The following is a 16,045-nucleotide window of genomic DNA, read 5'->3' on the forward strand; positions in this document are numbered from 1 at the left end:
TGTATTATTCAGCCACTATTATTCAATCACCTGAGGTACAAGGTATAAGCCATCTTCAACGGCAGGCGCGACTGACTGATTGCGCTCGCGATTGATATCGTGTTTGGCTACGTCAGCACGTAACTCTTGGCAAGCCTCATGGATATTGGCTAGTGGTTTGATGTCTGTTGTATCAACGTTAGATAAGGTATGCATCAATTTTAATACTTTACTGATATCGGCGGCATAGCTATCGGCCGTGCTTTCATCGACACCCAAGCGTGCAAGGTTGGCAACTTCTAGGATTTCTTCACGGCTGACAGTGTTGTCAGACGTTGCTGATTGCTGAGACATAGTTTCTCCAGTTAAGGACAGTTTTTGTTAGAGTAGGGATAAGGCAAATATATAAGCGCTCAAATGTAATTGGCTATAAAGTTGGCTTATTATAAAGCATCTGACCCAAGTTTACAGAGTATGAGGCTTGATTGATGCACAATATCAATCAACATCCGTATCAATCAGGGCAGAGTGCCGGCATAGCAATACGCAAATACTTGCAAAACTGACCGCATAATTCATGATTGATTTTCAATTGCTTCCCAATTAGGTTCTAAAATACGTTACAGTATGCACCTACTACTAAGCAAAACAATTATGTGCCTGTAGAACCTTGTTAGTTATCACATTAAAAGCAGTTTCATTGAGTTGAATGATAGTCACTACTATTTCAAACTTTGTAACAACTTTTAGCGTCTCAGACAAAAATCCTTGCTTACTGATGCAAATACCTATGTTTTTTTTGAGCTAAATCGGTATAATTTAGCTCAGTTTTTCATTTCATCATTATTGCTTAGGTTTGACTGGTTGCGATGATTTACTTTCGCTCCCGTTAATGTCTAACGACGACCTGCTCAACACTGACGAGTAACACCTCAGTCAATCTCATTCGCCTCATTCGTAAGACGCTGGATATATTAGTCATGAACCTGTTTGGATTTTTATCAAATAATATCGCTATCGACCTCGGTACTGCGAACACCCTTATTTTTATTCCTAATAAAGGCGTCGTACTTGACGAGCCTACGGTGGTCGCATTACGAAGCAATCGTACTCAAAACCCGACCGTCGCTGCTGTGGGTATCGATGCCAAGCAAATGCTGGGTCGTACGCCTGCCAATATCACAGCGATTCGCCCGCTAAAAGACGGTGTGATTGCTGATTTTGAAGTGACGCAAAAAATGCTAAAACACTTCATCACTAAGGTAAAAGCCAAGCGTTTTATGGCACAGCCTAACGTGGTGGTTTGTGTACCATGTAAGTCCACCTTGGTTGAGCGTAAGGCGATTCGTGAGGCAGTATCATCAGCAGGCGCGAGCAAAGTATTATTGCTAGAGGAGCCAATGGCTGCGGCTATCGGTGCTGGCATGCCTGTTCATGAAGCCAGTGGTTCTATGGTCGTCGATATCGGTGGTGGCACCACTGAGATTGCTGTTATCGCGCTATCTGGCTGCGTCTATGCTGAGTCTATCCGTATCGGTGGCGATATGTTTGATGAGGCGATTATTACACATGTGCGCCGTACGCATGGTTGTGTGATCGGTGAGACGACCGCTGAGCGCATCAAAAAAGAAGTTGGCTCTGCATTGAATGAAAATAGCCAGCTAGAAGTAGAGGTTCGTGGTCGTAGTATGGCAGAAGGCGTACCAAAAACCTTTATCGTCAATTCAGAAGAAGTACAAAAAGCATTGACTGACCCACTAAGCGGTATTGTCAGTGCAGTCAAAGTCGCTCTTGAGCAGACACCGCCAGAGTTGTCATCAGACATCGCAGAGCGCGGTATCGTATTGACGGGTGGTGGCGCATTGCTACGCGATTTAGATAAGCTTATCTCACAAGAGACGGGCTTACCAGTGACGGTAGCAGAAGACCCATTAACCTGCGTTAGCCGTGGTGGTGGTATCGCCCTTGATTTCATCAATAACAAAAGCTTGAATATGATTTTTGTCTAAACAGCTTTTGCTCATGAGCATGATTTCCTTGTTAGGATACCTATAATGCCTCATGGTTTATGCATCAATCATTGATGTAGCCGATGCGATGATAAGTAAATAACATTAAAGGTAGCCGACTGCGCTGCCTTTAATTGCATTAATCCATGCTAGAACCCAATATCACCGATAAACATTTATGCTCTAAATAAGTGCTATTGCTCATTTTAGAATTCTTAAATCAGACGACTTATGACTACAAGTATCTTTGCGCGCCAAGCGTTATCACTTCGTAAGACTGCCATTGTATTGATAGCAGCCTTAATTCTGATGTGGTTTGATAGCAAAAATTCGGAATGGTTCAATCCAGTACGTAGTACCAGTCATGCTGCCATGCAGCCTATTTATGAGATGTCTTTATTACCGAGCTATGCCAAGCATTGGGCGAGTGGTAGTTTGCAGTCAAAAGAAGCGCTGCGCCGCGAAAACATGCAGCTAAAATCGCAACTCATTCATGCACATGCCAAACTGCAGCAACAAGATTATATCTTGGCGCAAAACGCACGCTTGCAGGGGATTTTATCCACCACGAAGCCTGAGCAGTTTGATCTCAACTTAGCTCAAGTCATTGGTACAGATACCAACTTACTCAGACAGATTGTTGTGCTCAATAAAGGCAAGCAAGATGGTGTACAAGTCGGACAAACGGTTATCGATGAAGATGGTATTTTAGGACAGATCATTAACGTCTATCCTAATACGAGCCGTTTGTTATTGATTACAGATGACCAGCAGTCAGTGGCTGTCACTGTCAAACGTACTGGTCAGCGGGCTATTGTGACAGGCCAAGGTATCCCATCTGCACTGAGCCTAAACTATGTTTTTAAGACTTCAGACGTGCGCGTGGGTGATGAGTTGGTATCATCTGGTTTGGGTGGGCGAATTCCAGCGGGCTATCGTGTTGGCCGTATTGCTCACATCAAAGATGGGCAAGCGGATAACTTTAGAATCATTGAGGTCACGCCTTCTGCAAACTTTATTGACAACGCTTATGTCTTGATATTACAAGACAAGATACTCACTAAGAGTAAGAGCAGTAGTCAATGAATTCTGATGTCATAACGTTTTAACCAATAATGCCAGCTGCCTTTTTTATCAAAATTTTGCCTATCGTACTATCTCATTATTACCCAATGCATCCTATAACAGCGGTCGCTACACAATCGAAGGTAAATACTCATGTCGTATCCTGATTCTGAGAATTCAACGGCACTGTTGATTGTGGTCATTGTTCTAAGCTTTATCATTGCTTCATCGCTCAATGTCTATCCGTTAAGCCCAAGTATGGCAACATTACGGCCCATGATTATGATTATGGTGCTGATATATTGGCTACTGTTCCAGCCGCGCTATGTGGGTATCTTTACCGCATTTACTATTGGGCTTATTACAGATTTGCTGATGGACACCCATCTAGGACAGCAAGCCTTTGCCGCTGTCGTGGTGGCACTAGTGATCAAAATTACTAGTATCTATGTTAGACAACTAAATACCATCAGCGCATGGTTGATAGCCAGTTTAGGATTAATTGTTTTTCAGCTAAATTTATGGATGCTGCAGATGTTTATCCAAAATACCTTTATCGCAAAATCTGCTTTGTCGCTTATGATGAGTATCATCAGCTGGCCACTTGTCTTACTGGCTCTACGCAAGTTTGCGCGTTAATGGTATTTATTAACTTATATGCAAAATATCTAAAAAATACATACCTCATAAATCTGTAAATAAAGAGAAGAGCGATGGATATCATTTTAGCGTCTGGTTCGCCGCGCCGTCGAGAGCTACTAGCAAGAGCACAGTTAGATTTTAGAGTATTGAGTGTAGATATTGACGAAACGCCGCAAGATGATGAATTACCCAAAGACTATATTGAGCGTATGGTCGCTACCAAAGCCATGGCTGCCATAGAGCAACTAAACGGCACATTAGAAATCGATGAGAACGGTACCAACGAATTAATTATCATTTTGACCTCTGATACCATCGGAGTGTTACCAGATGGCAAGACAGTACTGGTCAAACCGACCGATCGTGAGCATGCTTATAGCATGTGGCAGCAGATGTCAGATAATATCCATGAAGTATGGACTGCCGTACAAGCCACCAAAATACAGCGGCTACCTAAAGGAACAGAACACAATGCATCAAAGCGCACTCAGGCATTTCAAATTATCGACCAGCAGCAAATTACTGAGCGTACAGCAGTAACCTTTATACCATTGACTACAGAGATGATGAGCAATTATTGGGACAGTGGAGAGCCTGCTGATAAAGCGGGTGGCTATGGTATTCAAGGTTTAGGTGCTGCTTGGGTCAGCCGTATTAACGGCAGTTACACCAATGTCGTTGGATTGCCACTGGCGCAAACGCTGGCCTTAATCAAAGACATGACAGAAGGCAGTGAGGATATCGTTGACCCGTTATAATTATATATGCACATAATGACACGGTAGGGCAATGGGCAAGAGCAAGGCGCATTTGTTACACTGTCAATCTAATAGACGATGACCGTCTGATAAGAAAGCTGAGAGATAAGAGAAAAAACTATGTCCGAAGAGCTGCTGATTAATATTAGTCCAATGGAATCCCGTGTTGCGGTTTTAGATAATGGCATCTTGGGTGAGATTTATATTGAGCGACATCACAAACTGGGTTTGGTCGGCAATATTTATCTGGGCACAGTCGTACGTGTCCTTCCAGGCATGCAGGCAGCCTTCGTTGATATCGGTCAATCGCGGACAGCGTTTTTACATGTCAATGATATGCAGCGTGAGCCTCGCCCAGTTGCAGAAGACAAAAGCAAAGCCGCTACAAATGACAAAAAAGATAATAGTGACAATAGCGCCATCTTAGAAACATCCACGGATGGCTTAGCAGTCACGCCACCTGTTGTCAGTGCTCAAAGTACGGAGGTCGTGCCTGTTTCTAAGACCTTGATTCAGCATCGATTACACGAAAGCCAGCGTATCTTGGTACAAGTCACCAAAGACCAATTAGGCAGTAAGGGTGCTCGCTTAACGACCAATATATCGTTGCCATCTCGCTATCTGGTTTATCTACCATCAAGCGATCATATCGGTATATCACAGCGTATTGATGGTGAAGAAGAGCGCACGCGTCTGAAAACTGAGCTTAGTAGCTTAATGCAAACGGTCAATCTAAAAGGTGGACTCATCGCTCGTACTGCCGCCGAGCGTGTTCCTGTAAACAAGCTAGAAGAGGATATTTATTACCTGTTGCAGCTGTGGCGTACCATCTGTGCTCGTCGCCAAGAGATCAATCATCACCAAAGCTCAGAGCTGATTTATCAAGAACTATCGCTACCACTGCGCTCTATTCGTGACTTGGTACATGCTGATACCGAAAAAGTCATCATCGATAATACGCAAGTTTATGAACAAGTCAGATACTTTGCCAAAGAGTTTGTACCGTTCATTTACGATAAAATCGTGCATTATACGGCAGAGCAGTCACTGTTTGACGTGCATCGGGTTGAAGATGATTTACGTGACGCATTGAAACGTCGTGTTGACTTGAAGTCTGGTGGCTATCTGATTATTGACCAAACAGAAGCAATGACGACGATTGATGTTAATACAGGCTCTTTTGTAGGCGGTCGCTCATTAGAAGACACCGTTTATAAGACTAATCTAGAAGCCACACATGCCATCGCACGTCAGCTGCGCCTGCGTAATCTAGGCGGCATTATTATTCTAGATTTTATCGATATGCTAGAGCAGCAGCATAAGGATGATGTACTAGAGAGCTTACAGGCGCAGCTAACCCAAGACTATGCCAAAACCAAAATTACGCAGGTTAGTGAACTTGGCTTAGTGGAGATGACGCGCAAGCGCACGCGTGAATCCTTGGGTCAGCAGCTTTGTGAGCCGTGCTCAACTTGCCAAGGTCGTGGGTTCGTTAAAACCGCAGAGACCGTTTGCTTTGAGATTTTCCGTGAGATCATGCGCTGCGCCCGTACTTATAATTCTCCTAAGAAATTCACAGTAGTGGCTCATGCGGCAGTCATTGATTTATTGCTGACATCAGAGTCAGATACAGTAGCAGATTTAGAGTATCTACTGGGTCGAGTGATTACATTTGACGTAGAAAATCTATATACCCAAGAGCAGTATGATATTGTTTTGGACTGAGATTACTGAGCCTACTGCCAGAGACTTGTTACAAGTATCTTGACCAACAAAACAGTTTTCTGAAAATTGAGGTCTTTAATTACGTCAGATATTGCCCTTGCAATACCTAAAATACTCTGTATAATACACACCACTGAATTATATATGCGCAGCTGACTAAAAAAGCTGACGCTATGACAGCTGGAGCATCGTTTCTGGCACTATTTCATTATGCCTTTGCTGACATCCATTATAGGAGAGTTGGCGGGGCTTTAAACTATTTTGCTTTTGGCACGCTATAAGTTCGGATAAAGAACTCATTCTGGTTAAGAACAGAAGGCCGCTTTAAGTGAATATTTAACCAAACTGCTTTTGATCATAGTCTTGCAAACCAAGAATGACGAAAGCACATATTAGGAGCTTGCTGGCATGGCTAACCAGAGAATCCGTATCCGTCTTAAGTCTTTTGATCATCGTCTGATTGATCAATCTGCACAAGAGATTGTTGATACTGCAAAGCGCACCGGTGCGCAAGTTTGTGGTCCTGTACCGTTGCCGACTCGCATTGAGCGCTTCAACGTTCTAACCTCACCACACGTTAACAAAGACGCGCGTGACCAGTACGAAATCCGTACTCACAAGCGTATGGTTGATATCGTTCAGCCTACTGACAAAACTGTGGATGCGCTAATGAAATTAGATTTAGCGGCGGGTGTTGACGTCCAAATTGCTTTGGGTTAATGCACATTACACACCCAACCCATTAATATAAGATATAAAGAGGTCTAAAATGGCGATCGGTTTAGTCGGTAAAAAATGCGGCATGACCCGTGTCTTCACTGAAACAGGCGCATCTATTCCTGTAACAGTGGTTGAGGTCGATGCAAACCGCATTACTCAAGTAAAAAATACTGATGTAGATGGTTACCAAGCCATCCAAGTCACCACAGGTACCCGTCGTGACAGCCGCGTAACTGCTGCACAAAAAGGTCACTTCGCGAAAGCTGGCGTTAAAGCTGGTCGTGGTGTTTGGGAATTTCGTGTCAACGATAGCGATCTTGAAGGTCGTGAGGTTGGCGGTGAGATTCTAGCTGACTTGTTTGAACAAGGTCAGATGGTTGATGTGACAGGACAAAGCAAAGGTAAAGGCTTCCAAGGTCCAATCAAACGTCACAACTTTAGTATGCAAGATGCTACTCATGGTAACTCAGTGTCTCATCGTGCACATGGTTCAACTGGTCAAAACCAGTCACCAGGTAGAGTATTCAAAGGCAAAAAGATGGCGGGTCAGATGGGTAACAAGCGTGTTACTGTTCAAGGCCTAGAAGTGATTTCGGTTGATGCCGAAAAAGGGTTACTTGTCATCAAGGGTGCTATCCCAGGTGCCACCGGTGGCGATGTTATCGTACGTCCGTCAGTCAAAGCCTAAGCAAGGGGATTAACGTGGATTTAAAAACAGTTACAGGTGCAGCGGTTGAGCTTTCTGATACGGCTTTTGGTCGTGAATTCAATGAAGCATTAGTGCACCAAGTCGTCACCGCTTATCTAGCTGGTGCTCGCCAAGGTACACGCGCTCAAAAAACCCGTGCCGAAGTTTCTGGCGGTGGTATCAAGCCATGGCGCCAAAAAGGTACTGGTCGCGCTCGTGCGGGCTCTATTCGTAGCCCAATCTGGCGTTCAGGTGGTCGTGCATTCGCTGCAAAACCACAAGATTGGTCACAGAAAGTAAACCGTAAAATGTATCGCGGTGCGATGCAGTGCATCCTAGCAGAATTGATTCGTCAAGAGCGTCTGATTTTGGTAGAAGAGTTGAGCGTTTCTGGGCCGAAAACTAAAGAACTGATTGCAAAGCTAAATGAGCTTGATGCACCACGTGCATTGATCGTCACCAAAGAAGTTGACGAAAACTTATACTTAGCTGCTCGCAACATTCCGCACGTCAATGTACTTGGTACAAACGAAGTGGATCCAGTGAGCTTGATCGCATTTGATAAAGTGATCATGTCAGTTGAAGCTGCGAAACAATTTGAGGAAGCACTAGCATGAACAACGCAAGACTTTATCAGGTCTTAAGAGGGCCTGTATTCTCAGAAAAATCTCAAATGCTTGGCGACTCACTTGGTGTGCAGGTATTTAAAGTTGACTCTAACGCTACTAAGCTTGAAGTCAAAAAAGCAGTTGAGTTGATGTTTGAAGGTGTTGAAGTTACTAAAGTAAACACTTTGAATGTTAAAGGTAAGACAAAGCGTTTTGGTAAAAGCATCGGCCGTCGTAACGACTATAAAAAAGCCTATGTTACCTTAAAAGCTGGTCAAGATGTACAAATGGCTGATGCTGGTGAAGAAGTCGCAAACACGACTGCCTCTACTAGTGAAACAGCGAATAACGAATAAGGATTACACTCATGCCTATCGTAAGAGCAAAGCCAACATCACCAGGCCGTCGTTTTGTTGAAAAAGTGGTGCATCCACACCTTTATAAAGGTCGTCCTTATGCAGCGCTTCTAGAATCAAAAAGTAAGTCAGGTGGTCGTAACAATAATGGTCGTATTACTACTCGCCACATTGGCGGTGGTCATAAGCAACATTATCGCATTATCGACTTCAAACGTACTAAAGACAATATCCCTGCTGTGGTAGAGCGTATTGAATACGATCCTAACCGTACTGCACATATTGCATTACTTAAGTATGCTGATGGCGAACGTCGTTACATCATCGCTGCTAAAAAACAAGCAGTTGGCGATACAGTAATGTCAGGCGAAACATCTCCAATACGTCCAGGTAACTGCCTACCGCTAAAAAACATCCCATTGGGTACTGTGATTCATAATATCGAACTTAAAATCGGTAAAGGTGCACAGATGGCTCGTTCTGCGGGTGCTAGCGTTCAGTTATTAGGCCGTGACGGTATCTACGCTATTTTACGTCTACGTTCAGGCGAAACTCGCCGTGTACACGTAAACTGCCGTGCTGTTATTGGCGAAGTTTCTAACACTGAAAACAACTTGAAATCACTTGGTAAAGCTGGTGCTTCACGTTGGCGTGGTGTTCGTCCTTCAGTTCGTGGTGTCGCGATGAACCCGGTTGATCACCCACATGGTGGTGGTGAAGGTCGTAACAAAGGTCGCCATCCAACTAGCCCTTGGGGTCAGAAGTCTAAAGGACTTAAAACGCGTCATAATAAGCGTACTGACAACATGATCATCCGCCGCCGCGCCAAGAAGAAATAAAGGAAGAATTTCATGCCTCGTTCATTGAAAAAAGGTCCATTCATAGACGCGCACTTATTTGCTAAAGTTGAGAATGCATTAGACACCAACTCACGCAAGCCAATTAAAACTTGGTCGCGCCGCTCGATGATCCTACCACAAATGGTTGGCCTGACTTTATCTGTCCACAACGGCCGTACTCACGTACCGGTTATCGTCAGTGAGCAGATGGTTGGTCATAAACTAGGTGAATTTGCCCCGACTCGTACGTATCGTGGTCATGGCATTGACAAAAAAGCTAAGAGATAAGGTGCTTACCATGGAAGTAACTGCAAAATTACGCGGTGCCGCCATATCGGCACAAAAAGTTAGACTCGTTGCTGATGAAGTTCGTGGCAAATCTATTGAGCGTGCTTTGGATATCCTAACGTATAGCAATAAAAAAGGCGCTATCTTTGTTAAGAAATGTCTTAACTCAGCCATCGCCAATGCCGAACATAATCACGGCCTAGATATTGACGACCTAAAAGTCGCTACTATCTATGTTGATGAAGGCATTACGCTAAAACGTATCCTACCACGTGCCAAAGGTCGCGCTGATCGTATCAGCAAGCGTACTTGTCACATCACTATAAAGGTAGGAGAATAAGTTATGGGTCAAAAAGTACATCCAATCGGAATTCGTCTTGGTGTTGTAAAAAAGCATAACGCAAACTGGTATGCTGATCCTAAACAATACTCAGAATACCTAATCAACGATATTCAAGTCCGTGAATATCTACGTAAAAAGCTAGATAACGCAATGATTAGCAACATCATGATCGAGCGTCCTACTGGCGCTGCTAAGATTACCATCGCCACTGCGCGCCCTGGTATCGTTATCGGTAAGAAAGGCGAAGATATCGAAAGACTTCAAAAAGAATTGACCAAAATTATGGGCGTACCTGCTCAGGTCAACATTGAAGAAATCACGTCACCTGATCTTGATGCACGTTTGGTAGCAGAGGGTATCGCAAGCCAGCTTGAGCGTCGTGTTATGTTCCGCCGTGCGATGAAACGCGCTGTACAGAATAGCATGCGTTCTGGTGCTAAAGGTATTAAAGTTGAGCTGTCTGGTCGTCTTGGCGGTGCTGAGATTGCTCGTAGCGAATGGTATCGTGAAGGCCGTGTGCCCTTGCATACACTTCGTGCTGATATTGACTATGCGTCAATTCGTGCAGAGACAACTTACGGCACCATCGGTGTTAAAGTTTGGATTTTCCGCGGAGAGATCCTTGACGGTATGAACAGTGTTTATAATCCCGTCAAAGAAGAGCAGACTCGTGCGCCAAAACGCCGTGGTCGCGGAAACGGAAACCGTCGAAACTCAGACAGAGGTTAAACTATGTTACAGCCAAAACGTACCAAGTTTCGTAAAATGCATAAAGGTCGTAACACTGGGCTAGCTCATCGTGGAAGCACCGTTGCATTCGGACAAATTGGTCTAAAATCATTGACGCGTGGTCGTATGACAGCCCGTCAAATCGAAGCAGCACGTCGTACCATCACTCGTAAAATCAAGCGTGGCGGTAAGATTTGGATTCGTGTATTCCCAGACAAGCCTATTACCAACAAACCATTAGAAGTACGTATGGGTAAAGGTAAAGGTCCAGTTGAGTACTGGGTATGCGAAATCAAGCCTGGTAAAGTGCTATATGAAATTGAAGGGGTATCTGAAGAGCTTGCTCGCGATGCATTAACGCTTGCTGCAGCAAAACTGCCCTTTAAAACTACCATTGTTAAGCGGACGATAATGTAATGAAGATCAGTGAATTACGTGATAAATCATTAGAAGAACTGACCCAGTTACTTGATGAAAAGCAGCTTGATGCTTTCCGTATTCGTATGGCTAAAGCAACTGGTCAGTTGGGTAATACCCATGAAGTACGTGCCAATCGTCGTACGATTGCTCAGCTTCAGACTTTGATTAACGAGAAACAACGAGGCGACTCATGAGCGATAACAATCAAACAGCTACCAATGCTAGCGTATTGACAGGACGAGTTGTCAGCGACAAGATGGACAAGTCCATCACGGTTTTGATTGAGCGTCTGGTTCGCCATCCTTTGTATGGCAAACAGCTTCGTCGTTCTACTAAAATCAAAGCACATGATGAGAACAATGTTTGTCAACAAGGCGACCTTGTCCGCATCAAAGAAACGCGTCCAATCTCAAAAACTAAGTCTTGGACTTTAGTTGATGTGGTTGAAAAAGTAGAAAAAATCTAAGTAAATTGCATTAAAAGCCAGAAGCTGTTAAAATAGCCGCCTTTTTAAGGATGCTGATTGCGCCCGTCGCATATCACTCACATTAAGAGTAAGCTGCGGCTATTTATATTAAAATGCCGCCTTGCTCATTCTGTGCTAGCGGCAGCAACTGGTTTTTATTGCTCATACGTGTGGAGTAACGCTATGATTCAGGTTGAGTCAATGCTGGAAGTTGCAGACAATAGCGGTGCAAGGCGAGTTCAGTGCATTAAAGTACTGGGTGGTTCTCATCGTCGTTATGCATCAGTTGGCGACATTATTAAAGTAACGGTTAAAGAAGCCATTCCTCGTGGTCGTGTCAAAAAAGGCGACGTGATGAATGCAGTAGTTGTACGCACCAAAAAAGGCGTTCGTCGTCCAGATGGTTCTGTGTTACGTTTTGATGACAATGCTGCGGTATTGTTGAACCAAAATAAAGCGCCGATTGCAACTCGTATTTTTGGACCGGTAACTCGTGAACTACGTGGTGATCAGTTTATGAAAATTGTATCACTAGCACCAGAAGTATTGTGAGGTAATCCATGTCAAAATTACGTAAAGGCGATACAGTTATTGTGATTGCTGGGAAAGACAAAGGCAAGCAAGGTACTGTACAAGCTGTAAAAAACGATCGTATTAAAGTTGAAGGCGTTAATATTGTTACTAAACATCAGAAGCCAAATCAGGCGACTGGCGTTGAAGGTGGCATTCTTAAGCAAGAAGCTTTTATGCATATCTCAAATGTCGCAATCTTAAATGCGCAAACCCAAAAAGCAGACCGTATTACTTATCAGTTTGGCGAAGATGGCAAGAAACAACGCGTCTATCGTTCAAACGGTGAAGTAGTGGCGACTGCGTAAGACACTAAGGGTGTAATGGTAATGGCAAGATTAAAATCTTTATATAACGATAAATTAAAGCAGCAAATCAAAGAAGATCTTGGTTTGGACAATGTGATGCAAGTGCCTAAAATCACTAAAATCACACTTAACATGGGTGTAGGCGGCGCGTCTCAAGACAAGAAATTGCTTGAAGGTGCTGTAGCTGACATGACCGCGATTGCTGGTCAAAAACCTGTTGTCACCAAAGCGCGTAAATCAGTTGCTGGCTTTAAGATTCGTGAAGAATGGCCAATTGGCTGTAAAGTAACGCTACGCGGTGAGCAAATGTACGAATTTTTAGATCGTCTCGTTGCCATTGCAATTCCTCGTATTCGTGATTTCCGCGGTTTTTCACCTAAAGCCTTTGACGGACGTGGTAACTACTCATTGGGTATCAAAGAACAGATCGTATTCCCAGAAGTAGATTTTGACAAGATTGACCGTATCCGTGGTATGGATGTGACAATCACCACGTCAGCTCAATCTGATGAAGAAGGTCGTGCGTTGCTTAAAGCATTCGGCTTCCCATTTAAATAAGGTAAAGACGTTATGGCAAAGAAGAGCATGATTAACCGCGAATTAAAGCGCGAAAAAATGGTTGCTAAATATGCTGAAAAGCGTATCAAGCTAAAAGAAACTATCAGTGATATCAACGCATCAGACGAAGAGCGTATGGACGCGATGTTAGAGCTACAAGCTCTTCCACGCAACTCATCACCAGTACGTCTGCGTAATCGTTGTGCTATCACCGGTCGTCCTCACGGTTACTTCCGCAAGTTTGGCTTATCACGCAATATGCTGCGTGAGCGTGTCATGCAAGGCGATGTGCCTGGTGTTCGTAAAGCAAGCTGGTAAGGAGTAACTATATGAGTATGCAAGATACCGTTGGGGATATGCTAACCCGTATCCGTAACGCACAAATGGCTAACAAAGTATCGGTAGCAATGCCGAGCTCTAAATTACGTAAATCAATTGCTGATTTGCTAGTTAGCGAAGGTTATGTGGCGAGCGCTGTTGTTACTGAAGAAGAAAACAACAAAGCAACCCTTACTATTGAATTAAAATATTTCGAAGGCCGTGCGGTTATCGAAACTATTCAACGTTATAGCCGCCCTGGTCTACGCCAGTTCCGCGGTAAAGACGAAATCCCTACTGTTAAGCAAGGTATGGGTGTTGCTATCGTATCTACAAGCCAAGGTATCATGAGCGATCGTGCTGCACGCGCTGCTGGTATCGGTGGTGAAATCGTTGCATTTGTAGCGTAAGCTATACGACGATGAAGTCTATTTGATGGTTGTTAGGCTTCTATCGATTGAGGAGTGTTTAATTATTTCAAATTGATAGGTGTCTAACACAATCAACTATGCTAAACTAACACGCTTTTTAGCCTGTTAGTTTTTTCGCTAATAAAAGCAAGTTAAATTTTTTAAGGAATATTCCTATGTCTCGTGTGGCTAAAGCCCCAGTAACGCTGCCAAATGGCGTAAGCGTTACTTTGAACGATCGGCAGGTCGAAGTTAAAGGCAAGAACGGTACTATGTCTTTACACCTGCATGAATTGGTCGAGCTGAAACAGGAAGATGATGCTATCATTTTCTCACCTGCAGTCGATTCACAAGAAGCTATGATGCACACTGGCACCATGCGCGCTCTTGTTAACAACTATGTTACTGGCGTAAATGAAGGGTTTGAAAAGCGTCTTCAATTGATTGGTGTTGGTTATCGCGCACAAGTTGCTGGTAACAAAGTAACCTTGAACGTTGGCTACTCTCATCCAGTAGAATACACGCTACCTGAAGGTGTATCGGCTGAAACCCCAACGCAAACTGAAATTGTTTTGAAATCAAACAATAAACAGCAGCTTGGTCAAGCAGCGGCTGATATCCGTGGTTTCCGTCCACCTGAGCCTTATAAAGGTAAAGGTATTCGTTATAGTGACGAGCATGTGATTCGCAAAGAAGCTAAGAAAAAATAAGGTGAGTTGAAATGTTTGATAAAAAAGCAGCTCGTCTGCGTCGAGCTAAGAAAACACGTGCACATATCCGTCATCTAGGCGTTCATCGCTTAACGGTTAACCGCACGTCAAAACATATTTATGCCCAGATTATCTCTCCAAATGGTGGTGAAGTGATTGCTCAGGCATCTACCTTAGACAGCAGCTTGCGTTCAGGCGCGACTGGTAACGCTGATTCAGCAACGTCTGTAGGCCAAATGATCGCAGAACGTGCAAAAGCAGCTGGCATTACTAAAGTTGCCTTTGACCGTAGTGGTTTCAAATATCATGGTCGAGTTAAAGCTTTAGCAGAAGCTGCTCGCGAAAACGGATTGGAGTTTTAATCATGGCTAGAAATGATAAAAATGATAAAAATGAACAGACTGACGGTCTAGTAGAACGCTTAGTTACCGTTGATCGCGTTGCAAAAGTTGTTAAAGGTGGTCGTATTTTCTCTTTCACTGCGTTGACTGTAGTGGGTGACGGTAATGGTCGTGTTGGTTTTGGTCGTGGTAAAGCGCGTGAAGTGCCTGCTGCTATCCAAAAAGCACTAGAAGCTGCCAAACGTAATATGATTACTGTTGAGCTAAATGATGCAACTTTGTATCATCCGATCAAAGCAAGTCATGGTGCTAGTAAAGTCTACATGCAACCTGCATCTGAAGGTACTGGCGTAATCGCTGGTGGTGCAATGCGTGCTGTATTAGAAGTTGCTGGTGTCAAAGATGTTTTGACTAAATGTTATGGTTCTACCAATACTGCTAACGTTGTTCGTGCAACGTTTAACGGTTTACGTGATATGTCAACTCCAGAGAGGATGGCAGCTAAACGTGGTAAATCTGTAGACGAAATTTTGGGTTAACTTAGACTAGGTGAGTTACGATGAAAAAAATGAAAGTCACTCAATTTAAATCAGGTGCCCATCGCCTCAAGAGCCACAAAGCTAGCTTGAAAGGATTGGGTTTACGCCGTATTGGTCATAGTGTGGTCGTTGAAGATACTCCTTCAACTCGTGGTATGGTCAATCGCGTCAACTACATGGTAAAAGTGGAGGAAGCGTAATGGGACTTAGATTAAACGAATTATCACCAGGTGTTGGCGCGAAGAAAACTGCCCAACGTCGTGGTCGTGGTATCGGTTCAGGTCTTGGTAAGACAGGTGGCCGCGGTGTAAAAGGTCAAAAATCACGTTCAGGTTCTAGCGTTCGTTCAGGATTTGAAGGTGGTCAAATGCCTTTATATCGTCGTCTACCAAAATTTGGCTTTACCAGTAAAATGGCAATGACTACCGCTGAGGTACGTTTGTCTGAGCTGAATAAAGTTGAAGGCGATGTAATTAGCTTAGAGACTCTAAAAGCAGCTAACCTTATCCGTCACGACATGAAACGTGCCCGTGTTATGCTATCAGGCGAAGTTACTAAAGCTTATACCTTTAAAGGTATCAAAGTAACTAAAGGCGCCAAACAAGCAATCGAAGCTGCTGGTGGTAGCATCGAGGAGTAGTAACGTGTCAAAACAA

General features: G+C 43.8%; 27 protein-coding genes. 26 read left to right on the forward strand and 1 reads right to left on the reverse strand.

All coding sequences use genetic code 11. The annotated features are described in order from the left end of the window. Positions 1-18: 18 nt before the first annotated feature. Positions 19-333 carry an Asp-tRNA(Asn)/Glu-tRNA(Gln) amidotransferase subunit GatC gene (gene gatC, locus AOT82_RS11605; RefSeq protein ID WP_071003135.1) on the reverse strand — a complete coding sequence of 105 codons (315 nt, stop codon included), beginning with the start codon at positions 331-333 and terminating at the stop codon, positions 19-21. Positions 334-950: 617 nt separating this feature from the next. On the opposite strand from gatC, the gene AOT82_RS11610 reads away from it, so the two are divergent. From AOT82_RS11610 to rplO, 26 genes are all read left to right on the forward strand, one after another. Beyond that, positions 951-1,988 carry a rod shape-determining protein gene (locus AOT82_RS11610; protein WP_071003137.1) on the forward strand — a complete coding sequence of 346 codons (1,038 nt, stop codon included), beginning with the start codon at positions 951-953 and terminating at the stop codon, positions 1,986-1,988. Positions 1,989-2,219: 231 nt separating this feature from the next. Continuing rightward, positions 2,220-3,074 carry a rod shape-determining protein MreC gene (gene mreC / locus AOT82_RS11615; protein ID WP_071003139.1) on the forward strand — a complete coding sequence of 285 codons (855 nt, stop codon included), beginning with the start codon at positions 2,220-2,222 and terminating at the stop codon, positions 3,072-3,074. A gap of 132 nt (positions 3,075-3,206) precedes the next feature. Beyond that, positions 3,207-3,692 carry a rod shape-determining protein MreD gene (gene mreD, locus AOT82_RS11620; protein ID WP_071003141.1) on the forward strand — a complete coding sequence of 162 codons (486 nt, stop codon included), beginning with the start codon at positions 3,207-3,209 and terminating at the stop codon, positions 3,690-3,692. 74 nt (positions 3,693-3,766) lie between these two features. Then, entirely contained in the window at positions 3,767-4,453 is a 687-nt protein-coding gene (locus AOT82_RS11625) for a Maf family protein (RefSeq protein ID WP_071003143.1), read from the forward strand. Between the two features lie 120 nt (positions 4,454-4,573). Continuing rightward, positions 4,574-6,178: an Rne/Rng family ribonuclease gene (locus AOT82_RS11630; RefSeq protein WP_071003145.1), complete on the forward strand. Its 1,605-nt coding sequence runs from the start codon at positions 4,574-4,576 to the stop codon at positions 6,176-6,178. A gap of 408 nt (positions 6,179-6,586) precedes the next feature. Beyond that, positions 6,587-6,898, forward strand: a complete 312-nt coding sequence (gene rpsJ, locus AOT82_RS11635; RefSeq protein WP_010196670.1) for a 30S ribosomal protein S10 — start codon at positions 6,587-6,589, stop codon at positions 6,896-6,898. Between the two features lie 49 nt (positions 6,899-6,947). After that, positions 6,948-7,586, forward strand: a complete 639-nt coding sequence (gene rplC / locus AOT82_RS11640) for a 50S ribosomal protein L3 (RefSeq protein ID WP_071003147.1) — start codon at positions 6,948-6,950, stop codon at positions 7,584-7,586. A 14-nt stretch (positions 7,587-7,600) separates the two neighbouring features. Next, the gene (rplD, locus tag AOT82_RS11645; RefSeq protein ID WP_058025577.1) at positions 7,601-8,203 is read left to right on the forward strand and encodes a 50S ribosomal protein L4; all 603 of its coding nucleotides are present in this window, start codon (positions 7,601-7,603) and stop codon (positions 8,201-8,203) included. Continuing rightward, complete coding sequence (rplW, locus tag AOT82_RS11650; protein WP_071003149.1) at positions 8,200-8,550, forward strand: 50S ribosomal protein L23; 351 nt, start codon at positions 8,200-8,202, stop codon at positions 8,548-8,550. Before rplD ends, rplW begins: the two co-directional genes overlap by 4 nt. Positions 8,551-8,561: 11 nt before the next feature. After that, positions 8,562-9,389, forward strand: a complete 828-nt coding sequence (gene rplB, locus AOT82_RS11655) for a 50S ribosomal protein L2 (protein WP_058025575.1) — start codon at positions 8,562-8,564, stop codon at positions 9,387-9,389. A 12-nt stretch (positions 9,390-9,401) separates the two neighbouring features. Then, complete coding sequence (gene rpsS / locus AOT82_RS11660) at positions 9,402-9,677, forward strand: 30S ribosomal protein S19 (RefSeq protein ID WP_010196682.1); 276 nt, start codon at positions 9,402-9,404, stop codon at positions 9,675-9,677. Positions 9,678-9,687: 10 nt separating this feature from the next. Continuing rightward, complete coding sequence (gene rplV, locus AOT82_RS11665; RefSeq protein WP_058025574.1) at positions 9,688-10,017, forward strand: 50S ribosomal protein L22; 330 nt, start codon at positions 9,688-9,690, stop codon at positions 10,015-10,017. A gap of 3 nt (positions 10,018-10,020) precedes the next feature. Next, positions 10,021-10,749, forward strand: a complete 729-nt coding sequence (rpsC, locus tag AOT82_RS11670; protein ID WP_058025573.1) for a 30S ribosomal protein S3 — start codon at positions 10,021-10,023, stop codon at positions 10,747-10,749. A 3-nt stretch (positions 10,750-10,752) separates the two neighbouring features. Continuing rightward, a complete protein-coding gene (rplP, locus tag AOT82_RS11675; protein ID WP_025644399.1) occupies positions 10,753-11,166 on the forward strand; it encodes a 50S ribosomal protein L16 in 414 nt (137 codons plus the stop codon). Further along, entirely contained in the window at positions 11,166-11,363 is a 198-nt protein-coding gene (gene rpmC, locus AOT82_RS11680; protein WP_025644397.1) for a 50S ribosomal protein L29, read from the forward strand. The genes rplP and rpmC overlap by 1 nt, the downstream gene beginning before the upstream one ends. Next, positions 11,360-11,635: a 30S ribosomal protein S17 gene (gene rpsQ, locus AOT82_RS11685; protein ID WP_021813375.1), complete on the forward strand. Its 276-nt coding sequence runs from the start codon at positions 11,360-11,362 to the stop codon at positions 11,633-11,635. The genes rpmC and rpsQ overlap by 4 nt, the downstream gene beginning before the upstream one ends. 183 nt (positions 11,636-11,818) lie before the next feature. After that, positions 11,819-12,187, forward strand: a complete 369-nt coding sequence (gene rplN, locus AOT82_RS11690; RefSeq protein ID WP_010196702.1) for a 50S ribosomal protein L14 — start codon at positions 11,819-11,821, stop codon at positions 12,185-12,187. 8 nt (positions 12,188-12,195) lie between these two features. Then, positions 12,196-12,513 (forward strand): 50S ribosomal protein L24, encoded by a 318-nt coding sequence (gene rplX / locus AOT82_RS11695; protein WP_058025572.1) that lies wholly within the window; start codon positions 12,196-12,198, stop codon positions 12,511-12,513. A gap of 21 nt (positions 12,514-12,534) precedes the next feature. Beyond that, positions 12,535-13,071, forward strand: coding sequence for a 50S ribosomal protein L5 (gene rplE, locus AOT82_RS11700; RefSeq protein ID WP_057758706.1), 537 nt, complete (start codon positions 12,535-12,537; stop codon positions 13,069-13,071). 12 nt (positions 13,072-13,083) lie between these two features. Next, positions 13,084-13,389, forward strand: coding sequence for a 30S ribosomal protein S14 (gene rpsN, locus AOT82_RS11705; RefSeq protein WP_058025571.1), 306 nt, complete (start codon positions 13,084-13,086; stop codon positions 13,387-13,389). An 11-nt stretch (positions 13,390-13,400) separates the two neighbouring features. After that, complete coding sequence (gene rpsH, locus AOT82_RS11710) at positions 13,401-13,799, forward strand: 30S ribosomal protein S8 (protein ID WP_058025570.1); 399 nt, start codon at positions 13,401-13,403, stop codon at positions 13,797-13,799. A 176-nt stretch (positions 13,800-13,975) separates the two neighbouring features. Beyond that, on the forward strand, positions 13,976-14,509 hold the full coding sequence (rplF, locus tag AOT82_RS11715) for a 50S ribosomal protein L6 (RefSeq protein WP_071003151.1): 534 nt from the start codon (positions 13,976-13,978) through the stop codon (positions 14,507-14,509). An 11-nt stretch (positions 14,510-14,520) separates the two neighbouring features. After that, a complete protein-coding gene (rplR, locus tag AOT82_RS11720; protein ID WP_058025568.1) occupies positions 14,521-14,871 on the forward strand; it encodes a 50S ribosomal protein L18 in 351 nt (116 codons plus the stop codon). Positions 14,872-14,873: 2 nt separating this feature from the next. Continuing rightward, positions 14,874-15,389 carry a 30S ribosomal protein S5 gene (gene rpsE, locus AOT82_RS11725; protein ID WP_071003153.1) on the forward strand — a complete coding sequence of 172 codons (516 nt, stop codon included), beginning with the start codon at positions 14,874-14,876 and terminating at the stop codon, positions 15,387-15,389. 20 nt (positions 15,390-15,409) lie between these two features. Beyond that, on the forward strand, positions 15,410-15,589 hold the full coding sequence (gene rpmD / locus AOT82_RS11730) for a 50S ribosomal protein L30 (protein ID WP_071003155.1): 180 nt from the start codon (positions 15,410-15,412) through the stop codon (positions 15,587-15,589). After that, on the forward strand, positions 15,589-16,029 hold the full coding sequence (rplO, locus tag AOT82_RS11735) for a 50S ribosomal protein L15 (RefSeq protein WP_025644375.1): 441 nt from the start codon (positions 15,589-15,591) through the stop codon (positions 16,027-16,029). Before rpmD ends, rplO begins: the two co-directional genes overlap by 1 nt. Positions 16,030-16,045 lie beyond the last annotated feature (16 nt).

Origin of the sequence: Psychrobacter sp. AntiMn-1, assembly GCF_001854065.1 — a bacterium.
Classification (GTDB): domain Bacteria; phylum Pseudomonadota; class Gammaproteobacteria; order Pseudomonadales; family Moraxellaceae; genus Psychrobacter; species Psychrobacter pacificensis.

What these genes read in the sequence shown, in the direction of transcription:
- rpmC (WP_025644397.1), top strand. Translation starts at nt 11,166, where the DNA reads ATGAAGATCAGTGAATTACGTGATAAATCATTAGAAGAACTGACCCAG.
- rplX (WP_058025572.1), top strand. Translation starts at nt 12,196, where the DNA reads ATGTCAAAATTACGTAAAGGCGATACAGTTATTGTGATTGCTGGGAAA.
- rplW (WP_071003149.1), top strand. Translation starts at nt 8,200, where the DNA reads ATGAACAACGCAAGACTTTATCAGGTCTTAAGAGGGCCTGTATTCTCA.
- AOT82_RS11630 (WP_071003145.1), top strand. Translation starts at nt 4,574, where the DNA reads ATGTCCGAAGAGCTGCTGATTAATATTAGTCCAATGGAATCCCGTGTT.
- gatC (WP_071003135.1), bottom strand. Translation starts at nt 333, where the DNA reads ATGTCTCAGCAATCAGCAACGTCTGACAACACTGTCAGCCGTGAAGAA.
- rplC (WP_071003147.1), top strand. Translation starts at nt 6,948, where the DNA reads ATGGCGATCGGTTTAGTCGGTAAAAAATGCGGCATGACCCGTGTCTTC.
- rpsS (WP_010196682.1), top strand. Translation starts at nt 9,402, where the DNA reads ATGCCTCGTTCATTGAAAAAAGGTCCATTCATAGACGCGCACTTATTT.
- rplO (WP_025644375.1), top strand. Translation starts at nt 15,589, where the DNA reads ATGGGACTTAGATTAAACGAATTATCACCAGGTGTTGGCGCGAAGAAA.
- mreD (WP_071003141.1), top strand. Translation starts at nt 3,207, where the DNA reads ATGTCGTATCCTGATTCTGAGAATTCAACGGCACTGTTGATTGTGGTC.
- rplB (WP_058025575.1), top strand. Translation starts at nt 8,562, where the DNA reads ATGCCTATCGTAAGAGCAAAGCCAACATCACCAGGCCGTCGTTTTGTT.
- AOT82_RS11625 (WP_071003143.1), top strand. Translation starts at nt 3,767, where the DNA reads ATGGATATCATTTTAGCGTCTGGTTCGCCGCGCCGTCGAGAGCTACTA.
- rpsN (WP_058025571.1), top strand. Translation starts at nt 13,084, where the DNA reads ATGGCAAAGAAGAGCATGATTAACCGCGAATTAAAGCGCGAAAAAATG.
- rplN (WP_010196702.1), top strand. Translation starts at nt 11,819, where the DNA reads ATGATTCAGGTTGAGTCAATGCTGGAAGTTGCAGACAATAGCGGTGCA.
- rpsQ (WP_021813375.1), top strand. Translation starts at nt 11,360, where the DNA reads ATGAGCGATAACAATCAAACAGCTACCAATGCTAGCGTATTGACAGGA.
- rplR (WP_058025568.1), top strand. Translation starts at nt 14,521, where the DNA reads ATGTTTGATAAAAAAGCAGCTCGTCTGCGTCGAGCTAAGAAAACACGT.
- mreC (WP_071003139.1), top strand. Translation starts at nt 2,220, where the DNA reads ATGACTACAAGTATCTTTGCGCGCCAAGCGTTATCACTTCGTAAGACT.
- rplE (WP_057758706.1), top strand. Translation starts at nt 12,535, where the DNA reads ATGGCAAGATTAAAATCTTTATATAACGATAAATTAAAGCAGCAAATC.
- rplF (WP_071003151.1), top strand. Translation starts at nt 13,976, where the DNA reads ATGTCTCGTGTGGCTAAAGCCCCAGTAACGCTGCCAAATGGCGTAAGC.
- rplV (WP_058025574.1), top strand. Translation starts at nt 9,688, where the DNA reads ATGGAAGTAACTGCAAAATTACGCGGTGCCGCCATATCGGCACAAAAA.
- rplP (WP_025644399.1), top strand. Translation starts at nt 10,753, where the DNA reads ATGTTACAGCCAAAACGTACCAAGTTTCGTAAAATGCATAAAGGTCGT.
- rpmD (WP_071003155.1), top strand. Translation starts at nt 15,410, where the DNA reads ATGAAAAAAATGAAAGTCACTCAATTTAAATCAGGTGCCCATCGCCTC.
- rpsC (WP_058025573.1), top strand. Translation starts at nt 10,021, where the DNA reads ATGGGTCAAAAAGTACATCCAATCGGAATTCGTCTTGGTGTTGTAAAA.
- rpsH (WP_058025570.1), top strand. Translation starts at nt 13,401, where the DNA reads ATGAGTATGCAAGATACCGTTGGGGATATGCTAACCCGTATCCGTAAC.
- rpsJ (WP_010196670.1), top strand. Translation starts at nt 6,587, where the DNA reads ATGGCTAACCAGAGAATCCGTATCCGTCTTAAGTCTTTTGATCATCGT.
- rpsE (WP_071003153.1), top strand. Translation starts at nt 14,874, where the DNA reads ATGGCTAGAAATGATAAAAATGATAAAAATGAACAGACTGACGGTCTA.